The sequence below is a fragment of the Pedobacter xixiisoli genome, from assembly GCF_900215335.1.
GTDB lineage: Bacteria > Bacteroidota > Bacteroidia > Sphingobacteriales > Sphingobacteriaceae > Pedobacter > Pedobacter xixiisoli.
The window spans coordinates 55,922-73,934 of the sequence record NZ_OCMT01000003.1 but is presented as its reverse complement, the minus strand read 5'-3'; the positions used below and the strand labels follow the sequence as shown (position 1 = coordinate 73,934).

Annotated in this window: 15 protein-coding genes and 1 riboswitch; of the genes, 4 read left to right on the top strand and 11 right to left on the bottom strand. The window is 38.9% G+C overall.

Annotated features, from left to right (window positions below; translation table 11 throughout):
- Positions 1-28 precede the first annotated feature (28 nt).
- Both CRO54_RS12530 and CRO54_RS12525 read left to right on the top strand, forming a co-directional pair.
- The gene (locus tag CRO54_RS12530; protein ID WP_097132423.1) at positions 29-643 is read left to right on the top strand and encodes a hypothetical protein; all 615 of its coding nucleotides are present in this window, start codon (positions 29-31) and stop codon (positions 641-643) included.
- Positions 644-653: 10 nt separating this feature from the next.
- Positions 654-1,784: a cytochrome-c peroxidase gene (locus tag CRO54_RS12525; protein WP_097132422.1), complete on the top strand. Its 1,131-nt coding sequence runs from the start codon at positions 654-656 to the stop codon at positions 1,782-1,784.
- A 314-nt stretch (positions 1,785-2,098) separates the two neighbouring features.
- Here CRO54_RS12525 and CRO54_RS12520 read toward each other — a convergent pair whose 3' ends face one another.
- From CRO54_RS12520 to murQ, 8 genes are all read right to left on the bottom strand, one after another.
- On the bottom strand, positions 2,099-3,052 hold the full coding sequence (locus tag CRO54_RS12520; protein ID WP_097132421.1) for a methylenetetrahydrofolate reductase: 954 nt from the start codon (positions 3,050-3,052) through the stop codon (positions 2,099-2,101).
- A gap of 98 nt (positions 3,053-3,150) precedes the next feature.
- Positions 3,151-3,513, bottom strand: coding sequence for a four helix bundle protein (locus tag CRO54_RS12515; RefSeq protein WP_097132420.1), 363 nt, complete (start codon positions 3,511-3,513; stop codon positions 3,151-3,153).
- 55 nt (positions 3,514-3,568) lie between these two features.
- A complete protein-coding gene (gene metH, locus CRO54_RS12510; protein ID WP_097132419.1) occupies positions 3,569-7,270 on the bottom strand; it encodes a methionine synthase in 3,702 nt (1,233 codons plus the stop codon).
- 164 nt (positions 7,271-7,434) lie between these two features.
- Positions 7,435-7,538, bottom strand: a riboswitch (SAM riboswitch).
- 116 nt (positions 7,539-7,654) lie between these two features.
- Positions 7,655-8,398: a Bax inhibitor-1/YccA family protein gene (locus CRO54_RS12505; protein ID WP_097133089.1), complete on the bottom strand. Its 744-nt coding sequence runs from the start codon at positions 8,396-8,398 to the stop codon at positions 7,655-7,657.
- A 25-nt stretch (positions 8,399-8,423) separates the two neighbouring features.
- Positions 8,424-8,639, bottom strand: coding sequence for a DUF2442 domain-containing protein (locus CRO54_RS12500; protein WP_097132418.1), 216 nt, complete (start codon positions 8,637-8,639; stop codon positions 8,424-8,426).
- On the bottom strand, positions 8,629-8,862 hold the full coding sequence (locus CRO54_RS21725) for a DUF4160 domain-containing protein (RefSeq protein WP_097132417.1): 234 nt from the start codon (positions 8,860-8,862) through the stop codon (positions 8,629-8,631). The genes CRO54_RS12500 and CRO54_RS21725 overlap by 11 nt, the downstream gene beginning before the upstream one ends.
- A gap of 18 nt (positions 8,863-8,880) precedes the next feature.
- On the bottom strand, positions 8,881-9,447 hold the full coding sequence (locus CRO54_RS12490; RefSeq protein WP_097132416.1) for a hypothetical protein: 567 nt from the start codon (positions 9,445-9,447) through the stop codon (positions 8,881-8,883).
- 67 nt (positions 9,448-9,514) lie between these two features.
- The gene (gene murQ, locus CRO54_RS12485; protein WP_097132415.1) at positions 9,515-10,318 is read right to left on the bottom strand and encodes an N-acetylmuramic acid 6-phosphate etherase; all 804 of its coding nucleotides are present in this window, start codon (positions 10,316-10,318) and stop codon (positions 9,515-9,517) included.
- A 162-nt stretch (positions 10,319-10,480) separates the two neighbouring features.
- Between murQ and CRO54_RS12480 the strand changes: the two genes are divergently transcribed.
- Positions 10,481-12,091 (top strand): S41 family peptidase, encoded by a 1,611-nt coding sequence (locus tag CRO54_RS12480; RefSeq protein WP_097132414.1) that lies wholly within the window; start codon positions 10,481-10,483, stop codon positions 12,089-12,091.
- Here the strand turns inward: CRO54_RS12480 and CRO54_RS12475 are convergent.
- From CRO54_RS12475 to CRO54_RS12465, 3 genes are all read right to left on the bottom strand, one after another.
- Positions 12,084-13,001: an alpha/beta hydrolase gene (locus tag CRO54_RS12475; protein WP_097132413.1), complete on the bottom strand. Its 918-nt coding sequence runs from the start codon at positions 12,999-13,001 to the stop codon at positions 12,084-12,086. The genes CRO54_RS12480 and CRO54_RS12475 overlap by 8 nt on opposite strands.
- Before the next feature lie 101 nt (positions 13,002-13,102).
- A protein-coding gene (gene prfB / locus CRO54_RS12470) for a peptide chain release factor 2 (protein ID WP_138765818.1) occupies positions 13,103-14,177 on the bottom strand; the annotation gives its coding sequence in 2 pieces (ribosomal slippage) (positions 13,103-14,116 and positions 14,118-14,177; 1,074 coding nt in all).
- A 573-nt stretch (positions 14,178-14,750) separates the two neighbouring features.
- Positions 14,751-16,055: an amidohydrolase gene (locus tag CRO54_RS12465; RefSeq protein ID WP_097132411.1), complete on the bottom strand. Its 1,305-nt coding sequence runs from the start codon at positions 16,053-16,055 to the stop codon at positions 14,751-14,753.
- Between the two features lie 165 nt (positions 16,056-16,220).
- Here CRO54_RS12465 and pgi point away from each other — a divergent pair, with 165 nt between their 5' ends.
- The gene (gene pgi / locus CRO54_RS12460; protein ID WP_097132410.1) at positions 16,221-17,867 is read left to right on the top strand and encodes a glucose-6-phosphate isomerase; all 1,647 of its coding nucleotides are present in this window, start codon (positions 16,221-16,223) and stop codon (positions 17,865-17,867) included.
- Positions 17,868-18,013: the final 146 nt, after the last annotated feature.

The following is an 18,013-nucleotide window of genomic DNA, read 5'->3' as shown; positions in this document are numbered from 1 at the left end:
TTTTTTAAACAGTTTTTAAGTAAAAAACATGAAAAATATTATCGCATTATTCTTTAGCATCATTTTCATTAGTGCTTGCAAAAAAGACGAACCAGCAGAGAAAGCAGATTTATATCCAGCGCAACCTCTAGTTACCGCTTCTTCTTCGGCTATAGCTGTTTTTCATCAGCCTATTGCTTACTATCAAATGTATGTTTACAGATATGAGCCTTCTACTGGCTTATGGACCAACAGAATTGCTGGGCATTTTTCAACTATCTCTGCTGCAGATCCGAGTTTTATCGGCTTTGGCAATCCGAACGTATTAGATAGTGGAGCGCCTATGTTTGACATGGTACGCCTGTACAGCGCATACACAGGAACTACAAATATTAAAACTGTAGGTATTAATGTAGACCAAGTATTACAGTTTTTCCCTGACTACGAGGGTGCTAAAACTGGTATCGTAAAAGTAAAAACTCAAGATGTAGTTTTAAGGAAATCAACCGCAGGGCAAACCATCACCATTGGCATGAGCGGCGGCGGCACCTACGATGAAACTTCAAAAGTAATGGACTTAAAAATTACCTTTAATGAAGCTGCTATTGGTGGCACTACCAGAACTTTCGACTATAAATTAAGTCCAACGGCACTTACACTTTAATTTTTTGAGGATGAAGAGACTTCTGTTACTTACTGCAATTTTAACCGTTTTTGTATGTTCTTCTGCCTTTTTGCAAAGCGATGAATTTACGGTGGAGCAGTTGCGTGAGCTATACAGTGGCGACGCGAGCAAGTGGCCAAAAGCAAATTTACATAACGAAGCTAAGCCCGGTTTTAAAGACATCGGATATTTGGGCAGACCTTCCTACCCTACTGATAATCCTTTCAAAGCAGAGAAACAGCAGTTAGGCAAGATACTTTTCTTTGATCCAAGGCTATCTGTTTCAGGACAAATTGCTTGTGCTTCTTGTCACGACCCAGAGTTGGGTTGGGGAGATGGAAGAAGAGTGGCGTATGGTCACAGTAGACAAACGGGAAAACGCAACGCCATGACTTTGATTAACGTTGGGTTTTATGAGCAATTTTTTTGGGACGGTAGAGCCAAAAGTTTAGAAGAACAAGCAAAATTTCCGGTGCAAGACCACGTAGAGATGAATACTGATTTAGCTACGATGGTAACAAATGTGAAAGCCGTTTCTGGTTACAGACCTCTGTTTGCGCAGGCTTTCGGTAGTGAAGAAATCACTTTAGATAAAATACAAAAGGCGATTGCCACTTTTGAGCGCAGCATTGTAAGCACTAACTCTCGTTTCGATGCTTTTGTAAAAGGTAATAAAAAAGCTTTAAAGGATGATGAAGTGGTGGGTTTACACCTATTCCGTACCAAAGCGGGCTGTATCAATTGCCACAACGGACCGCTATTTAGTGATAATAAGTTTCACAATGATGGACAGGCTTTACTAGGTTCTAGAATGGAAGATTTAGGCCTGTACAACGTCACTAAAAACTTGAAAGATGTAGGTGCCTTTAGAACGCCTTCTTTAAGAGAAACACACATTACCGGACCTTGGATGCATCATGGAAATTTCCCTTCCATAAAAGATGTAATTGAATTTTATAACTTGGGAAACCCAGTTACCTATCAACGGGCAGCCGTTATTCCAGATTCCTTAAAAAATCCGAAATCTGCGATGCTTAAAAAATTAAATTTAACTTTAACCGAACAAACACAATTGGAAGCATTTTTAAAATCGATTAGTACACAAGTACAGAAAATTATGCCTCCAAAACTACCAGAATAAAAAACGCTTTAATATGACCTTCTATTTCCGCAAGTAGATATGAAGATCTATAGCATTGTAGTTTTTACATTTGTTAGTTTAACTTTTTACATTATGATACTTTTAATTAAGCTATTACGTAAAAAGTTGAGGGAATAATAATACTTTTAAGTAAAGATTGCTTCACTCCTTGCTAATCCCAACGCTTCAGTTCGCAATGACGTTCCGATTATCGTCATTGCGAGGACAAACGACAGCCTGTCCAGACCTTTCGGAAAAGCGTTCTGTCGAGCGATATCCCGATACTCCAAATCTCGTAACTGGCAACTGGCAACCTAAAACACCGCCTTTGCTATTTCTTTAGTTTGGTCCGGTTTTCCCATGGTGTAGAAGTGCAACACCGGTGCTCCGAATTCAATTAATTCTTTGCATTGCTTAATCATTGCTTGCGTACCAATTTCTTTTGCTTCCGCATTGTTTTTGGCATGCGATAAAGCATCCGTCAATTCATCTGGTAAATCAATATGGAATATTTTAGGCAATACATTCAATTGCGATAAAGTGCTGATGGGTTTTAAACCTGGAATAATTGGCACATTGATGCCATTTTCCCTGCATTTATTAACAAAGTCGAAGTATTTCTGATTATCGAAGAACATTTGTGTAACGATAAAACCAGCACCCATATCTACCTTCTGTTTCAAGTATTTGAAATCGGTATTTAAGTTTGGTGCCTCGAAATGCTTCTCTGGATATCCGGCAACGCCGATACAGAAATCACTTTTAAAAGTTTCTACATCTTCATGCAAAAACTTACCAGCATTATGATTTTTGATATGCTGAATTAAATCGGTAGCATAGCAATGTCCACCTGGCGTTGGTACAAAAGAACTATCTGCTTTGCGGGCATCACCTCTTAAAGCAAGCACATTATCAATGCCTAAAAACTGTAAATCGATTAATGCATTTTCGGTCTCTTCTTTGGTAAAACCTCCACAAATTAAATGCGGTACGGCATCAATTTTATATTTATGGATAATAGCAGCACAAATAGCAATAGTTCCAGGGCGCTTACGATAGGAAACCTTTTGCAATAAACCATTCTCCTGCTCTTTGTAGATATAATCTTCTCTAAGCGAAGTAACATCGATAAAAGGTGGTTCAAATTCTAATAGTGGTTCTATGCCCTTGTAAATCCAATCGATACTTTGACCTTTTACTGGCGGCAATAATTCGAATGAGAATAAGGTTTTACCCTTTGCGTTTTTGATGTGTTCTGTAATTTTCATTGGTTGTTTGGTTGTTTGGTTGTTTGGTTGTTTGGTTGTTTAGCCTAAATGCCATTTAACTCCAAACCAATAATCCCAAAAACTAATATCTTGTTGTATTATTCTTTATTTAAATATCTGATGTATCCGTTAATCAGTTTTCCTAGCATCTCAATTTGCGCAATACTTTCAGTCAATTGTATTTCTGAAATGAAGCCAATATCAAAAGAAACATATAACTGCGTTTCTAATTCGTACAACGAGCCTCTAGCAATTGCTAAAAATTGAATTGTTTCTTTTGGATGTTGCCTTCCCAAACCTTCCGCAATATTTGATGGCACCGAAACTGCACATCGCCTAATTTGAGACGTTAGCCCGTAGGTTTCCTCTTTTGGAAATGAAGCTGTAAGTTTATAAATATAGGCTGCAAAAATTCTTGCCGTCTTCCAAACTTCCAATTCTGTATATTTTTGATATGCCATATTAATTTTAAAACTATGCTATCCCAAACATCCAAAAAACTAACCAACCAAACAATTAATAAGCAAGGTTAGGCGCCAGCCACCTCTCTGCATCTTCTATCGTCATACTTTTCCTTATCGCATATTCCTCTACTTGCTCTTTGGTAATTTTCCCCAAACCGAAATAACGTGATTCTGGATGCGAGAAATAGAAACCACTTACCGCAGCAGTTGGATACATCGCATAACTTTCGGTAATGCGTAATCCAATTTTCTCTTCAGCTTCTAGCAAGGCAAACAAAGTTCCTTTTTCGGTATGTTCCGGACAAGCAGGGTAACCTGGCGCTGGACGAATACCCACATATTGCTCCTTAATTAAATCTTCGTTAGTTAGCTGCTCTTCTTTTGCATAACCCCAATAATCTTTACGTACCAACTCGTGTAGCTTTTCAGCGAAAGCTTCTGCTAAACGGTCGGCTAAGGCTTTAACCATGATGCTGTTGTAGTCATCGTAGTTTTTTTCGTACTCGGCTACTAACTCATCACAACCAATACCTGTGGTAAGGGCAAAACCTCCAAAATAATCTTGCTTTCCGCTACCTTCTGGTGCAATAAAATCCGACAAAGCGTAGTATGGCTGACCATCAACTTTTTCCGCCTGTTGGCGTAAGGTATGGATAGTTACCAGTTCTGAGTTTCCAGCTTTCAATTCTGGTGTTTTTGCCAACTGAGAACTTTCAACTGCTAATTGGATATCATCGCCTATGGTTTGTGCTGGCCAAAAACCAAACACGGCTTTTGCTTTTAACAACTTTTCATCGACAATGCGTTTCAATAAATTCTGTGCATCATCGAATAGCTTTCTAGCTTCATCGCCCACATTTTTATCTTCGAAAATACGTGGATAGCTACCACGCAGCTCCCAAGTATGGAAAAAAGGCGTCCAATCAATGTAGGGAACCAGTTCTTCCAACGGGAAATCTTCTAAAACCTTAGTGCCTGTAAAAGTTGGTGCAGGTGCTACTTGGGCTAAATCAATCTGAAATTTATTTGTTCTAGCTTCTTCTAAAGTTTTAAAACGTTTATCCGAACGCTTGTTCAAATGCGCTTCACGAGCTTTATCGTATTCGGCTTTGATTTGTTCTACGTACGTATCTTTCAACTCGCCGTTCATCAAAGTGCTACAAACAGTCACACTTCTAGAAGCATCTAATACGTGAATTGCAGGACCAGAATAATTAGGTGCAATTTTCACTGCAGCATGTATTCTTGAGGTCGTTGCTCCACCAACAATTAACGGAATGGTAAATCCTTCGCGTTCCATTTCTTTGGCAAAGTGCACCATTTCATCTAGCGAAGGCGTGATTAATCCACTTAAACCGATAATATCGGCATTAATTTCTTTGGCTTTTTTGATGATTTCTTGTGCAGGCACCATCACGCCCATATCTACAATTTCGAAATTATTGCAGGCTAAAACGACACCTACAATGTTCTTTCCGATATCGTGTACATCACCTTTTACAGTAGCTAATAATACTTTTCCGGCAGATGAATTTTGGTTTTGGTCTGGATTGGCCAATTTTTCTTCTTCTATAAAAGGCAACAGGTAAGCCACGGCTTTTTTCATTACCCTGGCAGATTTCACCACCTGCGGCAAGAACATTTTTCCTGCGCCAAATAAATCTCCAACAATATTCATCCCATCCATTAACGGACCTTCAATTACTTGAATTGGGCGAGCATATTTCTGACGGGCCTCTTCTACATCTTCATCTAAAAACTCTACAATTCCTTTTACCAAAGAATGCGATAATCTTTCTTCTACCGCACCTTGTCGCCAAGCTTCGTCTTTGACAACTACTTTACCTTTATTTTTTACCGTTTCTGCAAATTCTACCAACCTTTCAGTAGCATCATCTCTGCGGTTTAGCAGTACATCTTCTACCCTTTCTAAAAGTTCTGGCGCAATTTCTTGGTAAACCTCCAGCATCCCAGCGTTTACAATTCCCATATCTAAACCTGCACCAATGGCATGGTATAAAAAGGCGGAGTGCATGGCTTCACGCACAACGTTATTTCCTCTAAATGAGAATGAAATGTTAGAAACACCGCCACTTACTTTTGCATAAGGCAAGTTTTCTTTAATCCAGCGAGTAGCATTAATAAAATCTACCGCATAGTTGTTATGCTCTTCTAATCCCGTAGCTACGGTTAAAATATTTGGGTCGAAGATGATATCTTGTGGAGGGAAACCAATTTCATCAACCAAAATATCGTAACTGCGTTTACAAATTTCTATCCTGCGCTCGTAATTATCTGCCTGACCTTGCTCGTCGAACGCCATTACCACTACCGCAGCGCCATAACGCATAATCTTTTTAGCACTTTCTCTAAATTTTTCTTCGCCTTCTTTTAAGGATATAGAGTTGACGATACCTTTTCCTTGCAAACATTTCAATCCAGCTTCGATTACCGTCCATTTAGACGAATCGACCATGATAGGCAATTTGGCGATATCAGGCTCGGAAGCAATTAAATTCAGGAATTTAGTCATTGCCGCTTCCGAATCAATCATACCTTCATCCATGTTTACATCGATGATTTGTGCACCACCTTCTACCTGTTGTAACGCAACCGCTAATGCAGCCTCGTAATCGCCACTTAAAATGAGTTTTGAAAATTTTGGAGAACCGGTGATATTGGTACGCTCACCCACATTTACGAAAATACTTTCTGGTGTGATGGTTACAGGTTCCAACCCGCTTAAGCGCAAATATGGTGCAACCGTTGGTATTTTTCTCGGGCTAGACTTAGCCGCTTTTTTAGCGATACAGCCAATGTGGTCTGGCGTAGTACCACAACATCCGCCTACAATATTTACAAAACCTGAGATAATAAAATCATCTACCAAATGGGCGGTTTCATGAGGTTGTTCGTCGTAAGCACCGAACTCATTAGGTAAACCCGCATTTGGATAGGCTGACACATAACATTGTGCTTTTGCTGCTAACTCTTCAATGTGTGGACGCATTTCTTTCGCTCCCAAAGCGCAGTTAAAACCTATACTTAGTGGGTTGGCATGCGCAATAGAATTCAAAAATGCCTCTGCCGTTTGACCAGATAAGGTTCTGCCTGAAGCATCGGTAATGGTACCCGAAATCATGATTTCAAGTTTTTTACCCACTACTTCTTCATATTCTTTAATGGCGGCAATGGCCACTTTTGCATTTAAGGTGTCGAAGATGGTTTCTATCAACAAAACATCCGAACCGCCATCTACCAAACCTCTAATTTGTTCGTAGTAGGCATCGTAAAGTTCTTCGTAAGAAATGGCTCTAAAACCCGGGTCGTTTACATCTGGAGAGAGTGAAAGCGTACGGTTGGTTGGACCAATAGCACCAGCTACAAAGCACTTCCTATCAGGGTTTTTGAGCATGAACTCAGTAGTTGCTTCCTTCGCTATTCTAGCACCTTCGTAACTTAACTCGTAGCTCAATTCTTCCATTCCATAATCGGCCATGGAAATGCGTTGTGTACTGAAAGTGTTGGTTTCAATGATATCAGCCCCTGCTGCTAAATATTCAGTATGAATGGCTTTGATGATATCTGGACGGGTAAGGTTCAACAAATCGTTATTACCTTTTACATCAGAAGGGTGATTTGCAAAGCGCTCGCCTCTAAAATCTTCTTCGGTTAGGGTGTAACGTTGTATCATGGTACCCATAGCACCATCTATAATTAAAATACGTTTTTCTAGTTCTTCTCTAATGCTCATTGGTTGTAGTAGCAAGTCGCTAGTATCAAGTATCGAGACTTCTCGACAGGCGTACTAACTTCATAATCGAGACAAATATTAGCCCAGCACTTCGGCTCTCGATATTTGAGACACTATATGATAAATAAAAGCCTATAAAAAAGTCGGAATAGGTACATCCGCTAAACTTATCTTCTCTCGCCACTGCTGAGATTAGAAATTAGCACCTTGTTAGCACAGGTTGCTAAGACTTCGTTGGGTCTAGTCCCTCCGTCTTTCTTAATAAGCAATGCAAAGGTGCAACATCCGCTTATCATTTCCAAAAATATCAGTGTTACAACCAAATAAAATTACAAAGGCCACGCAAATATGCATGGCCTTCGATATAAAATTTTGTTCAAAAACTTATTTTCTATCTCCGAAAATACGTAATAAATATAAAAAGATATTGATAAAATCCAAGTATAGTGCCAAAGCGGCCATTATCGCTAGCTTTTTAGTATCACTAGAACCGATAGATTGTCCGTCTTCTTCTAGACCCTGACCAATTCTTTTAATTTTTTGTACGTCGTAAGCAGTTAAAGCAGTAAATACTGCAATACCAATGAATGCCATTACTAAGCTAAATTGCTCACTCTGAATAAACATGTTAGCTATTCCAGCGATGAATAAACCTAAAACACCCACCATTAAGATTGGTCCAAATTTGCTTAAATCGATATTGGTAGTGTAACCCATAAATGCCATGATACCGAAAATACCGGCAGCAGCGGCAAAACAAGTTACGATAGAAGCGCCAGTATAAATCAACAATACAAAGCTTAAACTAACACCAAGTAATACAGAGAATAAAACGAAAACGCCTAGAAGTGCTCCATAAGATAACTTACTAAAACCTGCACTCATTAATAACACTAAACCTAGTGGCGCAAACATTGCAACATAACCTAACATTGTTCTTTTGCCTGTATTAAAATCGATTAGCTGTGCAAGAGCCGCTGGAGTTTCAGAGATAAAGAATGCTGCTGCTGTTGACAGACCAAGAGCAATGAACATCCATAAGAAAACGTTAGCAAAGAATTTTTTAGACACCGACTTTTCTTGTACAAAAACCGAGTTGTCTTGATATTGATAATTTTGTTGTTCCATCATTAATTTTTTAATAGTTATTTTTTTATTTACTAAAAGAGTTAAACCCTTCAAAACTTAAATCTTCATCGATATTTTCCCAATGAATACCAAAGGGAGAAATGCTATAATCTTCACGCTCCTCTTTAGATGCATTAAGTAATTTTGGAAACCATTTTAGAGGCATACTTTTTTGTTCACCCAAAATTGTTTTAATGAAGATTTGGCTTTCATCGAACCAAATTTTTATTTTATTTTCCATGATATTCGTGCCATTTACTTATAATAATCTCTTTGTTCTCTTCAATCAAAGACTGTGCTAAGGCGACATCTTTGTTTTTAAGTCCTTTATTACTGACAAGTTTAACATCTTCGACTTCAAACTTTGCTTCTCCATCTGCATTTCTGACATGTATATGGATCGGAAGGTGCTCATTAGAGTAAAAGAAAAATCGAAGTCCAAAAATAATAAACAACGTAGGCATGCCAATAAAAATACAATTTTAGTTTAATCTTTTTGTCAGCAGTTCCTCAACTTTTTTGTAAAACTGTAGTGGCTTAAGCTTTCTCCAATGCAATTCGTCCAGCTCTCCACCAAAGTTAATATAGTAATCTATGCTATGGTCTCTAAACTCTTGGATAACATGTTCATTGAAATTAATCCCCGCAATCCAGCCATCTTCCACATCCTGAAACCACTCTTCGTAGTAGCTATCATCAGAAGCATGAAAATTGAGTACGTTCTCTCCTATTAGGATAAATTTGTTGATACCTTCATCCACCATCAATTCTAAAATTTCCCGTTTCAAGGTCATGATATCGTTGTTGATGGTATCGTTCCATTCGCCCATTAATTCGATAATCGCATATTGCCTATCGTAATCGGCATAAAGCACTTTAATGTAAAGGGTATTGGAACCAAAGGTATCCCATTGGGGATGAATAAGGTAATTATAGAGTTGTTTATCGTAGTAAAACTCCGAATATTCGGTATCGTAGAAAGGGGAACGATCATCTTCAGCAGCTATATAGTCGTCTCTCCACTGATAATATGGTTCTATTTCATGCATGAAGCGAAATTACGATTTTAGATTTGCACACCCAACAATCGTAAATCTAAAATCGTAATTCGTAAATCTATTTGCTTGCTTCTACCGCTTTGCGTACGCTACCATATTTGATTAAAAGCTCGGCAGCCTGTTCTTGACCAATGTTTAATTCTTCCATCACCATGTGGGTACCTCTATCCACCAATTTATGGTTAGTCAATTGCATATCCACCATTTTATTTCCTTTCACACGACCTAACTGAATCATCACTGTAGTGCTTAACATATTCAACACTAATTTTTGTGCAGTTCCCGATTTCATACGAGTTGAACCTGTTAAGAATTCAGGACCTACTACTACTTCCACTGGAAAATCAGATTCTGCTACAATAGGACCGCCTTCGTTACAGATGATACAACCAGTTAAAACACCATGCTGACGAGCTGTATTTAAACCACCAATTACATAAGGAGTGGTTCCAGAAGCAGCCAAGCCAACTAAACAATCCTTTTCGTTAATATCATATTCTTGCAAATCTTTCCAAGCCTGCACTGCATCATCTTCAGCAAATTCTACCGCTTTACGAATAGCGGTGTCGCCACCTGCTATGATTCCCACCACCCAGTCAAATGGAACACCGAAAGTTGGAGGGCATTCAGAAGCATCAACCACGCCTAAACGACCGCTCGTACCCGCTCCGATATAAAATAACCTACCACCCGTCTTCATTCTCTCTGCAACTGCCGTAGCTAGTTTCTCGATTTGAGGCAATGCTTTTTCAACCGCCAACGGAACCAGCTTATCCTCGTTGTTTATGTTTGTCAAAACTTCCATTACCGACATCTTATCGATGTTTTTGTATTTAGACTCTTGTTCGGTTACTCTTTTCATTTAATGATTTGATATGTATATACTCTTACAAATTTGCAAAAAACCGCAATTTATCGCAAGAGTTTTCAAATATCGGCAATAATTCTTAAAAAACTAAATTGTTATTTATACGTTTTTTCTAATAAGAAACTAAATTTCTTTACCTTTGCAATACCCAAACTGATGAAAAAAAGTACCCGAGTCAACTTCCTGATTGCGTTAGCATATTGCGTAACGCTAATTGGCGGTATGTATTTGGGCTACAAACTCTTAAAAGACCAAGGTTTTCAAGTAGAAAAAGATATCAGGTATGCTAATACCGAGAATGAGAAGGTAGACGATATCATCCACATTATTAAGAAAAAATATGTTGACGACGTTAATGCCGATAGTTTAAAACATCTACCAATCGATAGCCTTTTACATCAACTTGACCCACATAGTGCCTACTTGCCTCCTACCGAAGCCTTTGAATTATCGGAAGCTTTAGAGGGAAATTTTGAAGGTGTTGGCGTTGAATACTACATCCTCAACGACACTTTACTGGTTACCAATGTAATAAAAGATGGCCCCGCTTTTTTAAGTGGTGTTAAACAAGGTGATAAAATTTTGAAAGTAGACACCACAGTAGTGAGCGGAAGAATGTTACCTCGCTCGCAAATGATGGGCAGGATAAAAGGCAAAAAAGGTACGAACGTACAGCTAACTGTTCTTCATCCGGGCAATACAAACCCTGTAACTTTAAATGTAAAACGTGGAAGGGTTGAAGTAAGCAGTATTGATGCGGCTTACATGATGAACCAAGAAACTGCTTACATCAGGATCAGTAAATTCGGCGCAACTACCGATAATGATTTTGCCAATACCATCAAAACACTTAAAGCTAAGGGCATGAAAAAGATGGTTTTGGATTTAAGGGACAATGGCGGAGGTTATTTAACGGCAGCGACATCTTTAGCAAATCAATTTTTACCAGAAAACAAGCTGATTGTTTATACCCAAGGCAAACACGACCCACGAACAGACTATTTTACCACTGGTGGTGGCGAATTTGAGCAAGGAAAATTAGCAGTTCTAATTAATGAAAACTCAGCTTCTGCGAGTGAAATATTTGCTGGAGCGATACAGGACTTAAATAGGGGTGCAATCATCGGTAGACGCTCATTTGGCAAAGGTTTGGTTCAAGAACAGTTTGCTTTTGAAGATGGTTCGGCACTTAATTTAACTATCGCACGTTACTATACGCCATCTGGACGAAGCATTCAAAAATCTTATAAAAAGGGATACAAAGCTTATCAACAAGAAATAGAAGATAGATTAAATACTGGCGAACTAACAGCAGGCTCGACTAAGGCTGACAGCTTGATGAACAATTTGCCGTACATCACCAAAGATGGCAAAAAGATATTTTCTGGCGGAGGTATACAGCCAGATATTTACGTAAAATTAGACACCCTAGGCTACAACAAATTTTACGCTACCTTATTGCAGAAAAACATTTTCATCGATTTCGTTTTTGAAACATTGGCAGACAGGTATACTTCTGATTACCTGAACAGAGCAGTTTCAGTATTTAATATCAACGACAAAGATTATGTAGATTTCTTGAAGTATGCCGAAAGCAAAAAAGTTGTTATCGACACCAAGCAATTGATACAAGCCAAACCTTTAATCTATAAAAACTTAAAGCTAATGCTGTACAAATATTATTTGGGAGATAATGGCTACTACAAAGCACACAATCAAAGCGACCCTATGATTAAACAAGCTTTGGGCTACTTAGCTGTTAATTAATTTTGTTAGCCTGCAACCAATTCTTTAAACGTTCAAACCAATCGTCTTTAGTGGTTTTATTGTACAAGCCAAAACCATGACCACCCGCTTGGTATACATGCAACTCGGCAGGCACATTGTTTTTCACTAAAGCTTCGTTGTATCTTAAGCTATTTTGAACTGGCACAGATTTATCGCTATTGGCATGAACCATAAAAGTTGGTGGCGTTTGTGCCGTCACTTGTCGCTCGGAAGAAAAGTATTTCTTTTGCTCCTCTGTTGGATTTTCTCCCAACAAATTCTTTACCGAACCACCATGTGTATTTATCCCGAAAGTGATAACTGGATAAATCAAGATAGAGAAACTAGGTCTTAAGCTCATATTTTCTTGATTTTCGATTTTCATGTCCGCAAAATGGGTACTCGCTGTAGAGGCTAAATGACCACCCGCTGAAAAACCCATGATACCAACTTTATTCGGATCCACACCAAAAGACGCAGCATTTTTTCTAATTAAATAAATAGCCTGTAAAGCATCTTGTAATGGCCCAAGGCTTTTATCTTTCATAATCAAATCACTTGGCAAGCGATATTTTAACACAAAAGCAGTTACCCCAATTTCCTGAAATTTCTTAGCGACATCATGACCTTCTTTGTCTATAGCTAGTATACCGTATCCACCGCCCGGACAAATAATCACCGCTGCTCCACTTGGTTTTGCTGCTTGATAAACGTACAATTCAGGCTTAGAAACTTTACTTGTCCTAACTACCTTATCCTCTCTAGTAACCGTTTCTTCTATATAATCGGCAGGTGTAGGTTTAGCACCTGGAATAGCACCTCCGTATAAAGAAATTGCTTGTTGTGCATTTACATTCATCAAGGCGAATAAAAGTAAAGTTAATAATCCGAAGGTTTTAAATTGTTTCATTGTTAATTGTTGTATTGTTGGCACCAAATCTTAAAAATCAACATTTATTTATAATTATCAAACTATTCCTGATAACTGACAACTAAAAACTGATAACTGAATTAGAATTCCATCAAATAAGCTTTTAAAAACTCATTGATATCTCCATTCAACACCGCATCAGGGTTAGAAGTTTGATAATTTGTTCTGTGATCTTTCACACGTCTATCATCCAATACGTAACTTCTAATTTGCGACCCCCATTCAATCTTCATCTTGCTACCTTCAATCGCAGCACTCGCTTCTTGACGTTTACGCATCTCAATTTCGTACAACTGCGATTTTAATAAACGAATTGCATTTTCTTTATTCTGCAGTTGCGAACGCGACTCTTGGTTTTTAATGATAATTCCCGATGGTTTGTGATATAAACGCACCGCAGTTTCAACCTTGTTTACGTTCTGCCCACCAGCACCGCCAGCCCTAAATGTTTCAAATTCGATATCTGCGGGGTTAACGTCAATCGTGATCGTATCATCTACCAAGGGATAAACATACACCGAAGCAAAAGAGGTATGACGACGAGCATTAGAATCAAACGGAGAAATACGCACTAAGCGATGCACACCATTTTCGCCCTTTAAATAACCGTAAGCAAACTCGCCAGTAATTTCTAAAGTCACGGTTTTTACACCAGCCACCTCACCTTCTTGATAGTCTTGCTCACTTACTTTGTAGCCGTTTTTCTCTGCCCACATCAAGTACATCCGCATCAACATACTTGCCCAATCGCAACTTTCTGTACCACCTGCACCAGCTGTAATTTGCAGCACGGCATTCAATTGGTCTTCTTTACTGCTCAACATATTCTTCAGCTCAAGTTCTTCCACTGCTTTTAAAGCCAGTTGAAACTGTTCTTCCACTTCTTCTTCTGTAGCATCGCCACTTTGCTGAAAATCATAAAGCACAGCCGTATCCTCGTAAGCAGCATTAGCTTGCGAAAATCCATCTGTCCATTTCTTTTTACTACTTATTTCGGCCAAAATTTGCTCGGCCCGTTTCGGATTATCCCAAAAATTGGGATCGAGGGTAATTTTTTCTTCCTCGCTTATTTGGTATAAAAGCTCATCAACGTCAAAGATACCCCCTCAGAGATGCTAATCTATCTCTTAAATCATTTAACTGTTCTTTAGTCATAGGGCAAATATACGTTAATAAGGCTGAAAGGTAAAAGGCGAAAGGTATAAGGTTTTGAAAAGGAGTTTCCGTAGTTCTTGGCTTCCGATAGTCCCGTTATTCGCTACAATCTTTTTGTTGTTGTCACTACCACTTAATACTTGTCATGCTGAGTTTATCGAAGCATCTATAAACAAACAATCCTTCGACAAGCTCAGGATGACACCGAAACAAAAAGTATTTCCGCTGCTACCGGGTTTATTTAACAAAAGACCATTCATCAACTTTGTCAATCCTCTGGACAAATTGCACATTAGGATTGACAAAGTTTAATCCTTTACGCTCCATGCGAAGCTCTTCATTTTCTTTGCGTTTTAATTTACCACAAAGATTTTATAAGTATTCGCAAAGCACCCTATCATAGGGTCTATGATGCGAATGTATACAAACGGATTACAAATCCACAGATAAGAGTTCGACATTACAAATGTCGAACAGCAAAATTAGCACATGATTTGAAAACCGTTGAAACGGTTGTTAACCGAATTGCTTTTCTTAGCCTACGGTTTAAACCGTGGGCTAAGAAACAACATCTTATTTCTTCTTCGTCCCCATATAATCCAACGTTAAATTACACAAAGCCTTTACCCCTAAATTAAAACTACTTTCATCAATAAAGAAATCTGGGGTGTGGTGCGATGGCGCTTTCAACGGATCTTGCCCTTTTGGCATAGCACCTAAAAAGAAAAACAACCCTGGCACTTTTTCTTGATAGAAAGAAAAATCTTCGGCACCAGTTACTGGCGGTTTTAATTTCACGTTATCTGCTCCTGCGGTATATTGTAGCGTAGGCAACATTTTTTCAGTTAAAGCCAAGTCATTAAAGGTTACTGGATAATGCGCACTGTAAGGGATTTGGACTTCAGCTTTTGCGCCACCAGCCTCAGCAGTTTTAGTGGCAATGGTTTTAATTCGCTCAATAAACATCGCCTCATCTTCTTTGGTGAAATTCCTCACTGTTCCCAACATTTCTACTTTTTCGGGAATGATGTTAGACCTCACCCCACCCTGAATACTCCCAATGGTTACCACTCCTGGATTCTCCGTTACATTTAAATTTCTGCTCACAATAGTTTGCAGGTTATTTACAATCTGTGCAGAAACCACAATTGGGTCAATGCTGCTCCAAGGGTACGCACCATGCGCTTGTCTCCCTGTAACCGTAATTTTCATATCGTTTACTGCCGCCATCGTACCACCTGGTTTGTAGGTGATTTGCCCTACAGGTGTTTGTGAATTGATGTGCAAACCAAAAATCACCTCCACTTTAGGGTTTTCCAGCACCCCTTCTTTTACCATCAGCTCTGCTCCACCTTCTTCGCCAACTGGCGCACCTTCTTCGGCAGGTTGAAAAATAAACTTCACCGTTCCGGCCAGATCTTTTTTCAAGCCTGTAAGCACTTCGGCTACGCCCATTAAAATAGCTACGTGCGAATCGTGTCCACAGGCATGCATGGTACCCACTTCTTGTCCGTTATAAGTGGTACGTACTTTTGAAGCAAAAGGCAATTTTACGCGTTCAGTTACTGGCAAACCGTCCATATCGGCACGTAAAGCCACTACAGGTCCAGGCTTGCCGCCCTTTAAAACAGCAACAACCCCAGTTTTAGCCACACCTGTTTTTACTTCCAAACCTAAAGCTTGCAAATGTTTGGCGATGATACCCGCTGTACGCACTTCTTGGTTTCCAAGCTCTGGATGCTGATGAAAATCTCTGCGCCAATCAATTACTTTTTGGGTAATGGCTTCGGTACGTTTGGCTGCATCTATTTTTAACGAATTATTTTGGGCGACAGCGAATAAAGGTAACGCTGTGGTTAAAAGTAAAAGTTTCTTCATTTTCGTGTTTTAGGTTGATACAAGATAGTTCATTTTAGCCACAGATACACAGATTTTAAAATCAATATGATGATTCCAGAAATTTATCTGAACATCTGTGGCATTATTTAACTAGCATTTAACCTACAGATTTGTATTTTTACGAAATACAAAAAATATCATTCTATGTTGCCAAAAATCAATTTTACTACCACAAAGGCATATCAATACTTAGCCGACCATTATATCAACATCAACCAAACAGATATTAAATCGCTTTTTGCGGAAGACCCAGAACGTTTTAGCAAATTCTCGATTTTATTTGAGGACATTCTTTTCGATTACTCGAAGAACAGAATTAACGATGAAACTGTTGCCCTGTTGATTCAGTTAGCCAAAGAATGCAAGTTGGATGAAGCTATCAAAGCAATGTACAGCGGCGAAAAAATCAATGAAACTGAAGGAAGAGAAGTATTGCATATCGCTTTGCGTAACCAAAGCAACACGCCAATTTTAGTGGATGGAAAAGATGTAATGCCCGAGGTAAATGCAGTTTTAGCGAAGATGGAGAAATTCAGCAATGCGATTATTTCTGGTGAGTGGAAGGGTTATACAGGCAAAGAAATCACTGACGTAGTTAACATTGGTATCGGCGGTTCTGATTTAGGCCCAGTAATGGTTACCGAAGCTCTAAAGCACTACAAGACGAGATTAAACCTTCACTTTGTTTCTAACGTAGATGGCACGCACATTGCCGAAACTTTAAAATCAGTAAACCCAGAAACTACTTTATTTTTAGTGGCTTCTAAAACATTTACCACACAAGAAACCATGAGCAATGCCAACACGGCAAGGAGCTGGTTCTTGGAGCAAGGCGCTACAGAAGCTGATATCGCCAAACATTTCGCTGCTTTATCTACTAACGCTAAAGATGTTGCCGCATTTGGTATCGACACCGAAAATATGTTTGAGTTTTGGGATTGGGTTGGTGGTCGTTACTCTTTATGGAGTGCTATCGGTCTATCCATTTCATTAGGCATTGGTTTCGATAATTTTAAGCAATTATTAGCTGGTGCTCACGCTACCGATAAACATTTTGCAGAAACGCCTTTTGAACAAAATGTGCCTGTGGTTTTAGCGATGTTAGGTGTGTGGTATATCAATTTCTTTGGTGCAGAAACACAAGCTATCTTACCTTACGATCAATATTTACATCGCTTTGCGGCTTATTTCCAACAGGGAGATATGGAAAGTAATGGTAAATATGTAGACCGTAATGGCGAAATCGTGATGTACGAAACTGGTCCAGTAATTTGGGGCGAACCAGGAACTAACGGTCAGCACGCTTTTTACCAATTGATACATCAAGGCACGAAATTAATTCCTTCAGATTTTATTGCTCCGGCACAAAGCTTAAATCCAATTGGCGAGCATCATCCTGTGTTATTATCGAACTTTTTTGCACAAACTGAAGCTTTAATGAACGGAAAAGACGAAGAGGAAGTGGTGGCTGAATTAACAAAATCAGGAAAGACACAAGAACAAATTGAGAAATTAGCTCCTTTTAAGGTTTTTGAAGGTAATCGTCCTACTAACTCCATCTTATTGAAGAAAGTTACGCCTTTTAGTTTGGGTAGCTTAATCGCTGTTTACGAACATAAATTTTTTGTACAGGGCATCATTTGGAACATTTTTAGTTTCGACCAATGGGGTGTAGAATTGGGCAAGCAATTGGCTCAAAAAATACAACCAGAGTTGAAAGATAATTCGCCGGTAGCTTCTCATGATTCGTCTACTAACGGATTAATCAATCAGTATAAGAACTGGAGATAAGCCCTTAATCTCTAAAACTGTGTCACATTGAGCTTGTCGAAATGTCTTCATTCAATTAATTAAGGCTTCGACAGGCTCAGCCTGACACAGATGGAAAATGCTTGCTGCATTAAAGAAACATTTATGGATTTCGTACGTTTTTATCA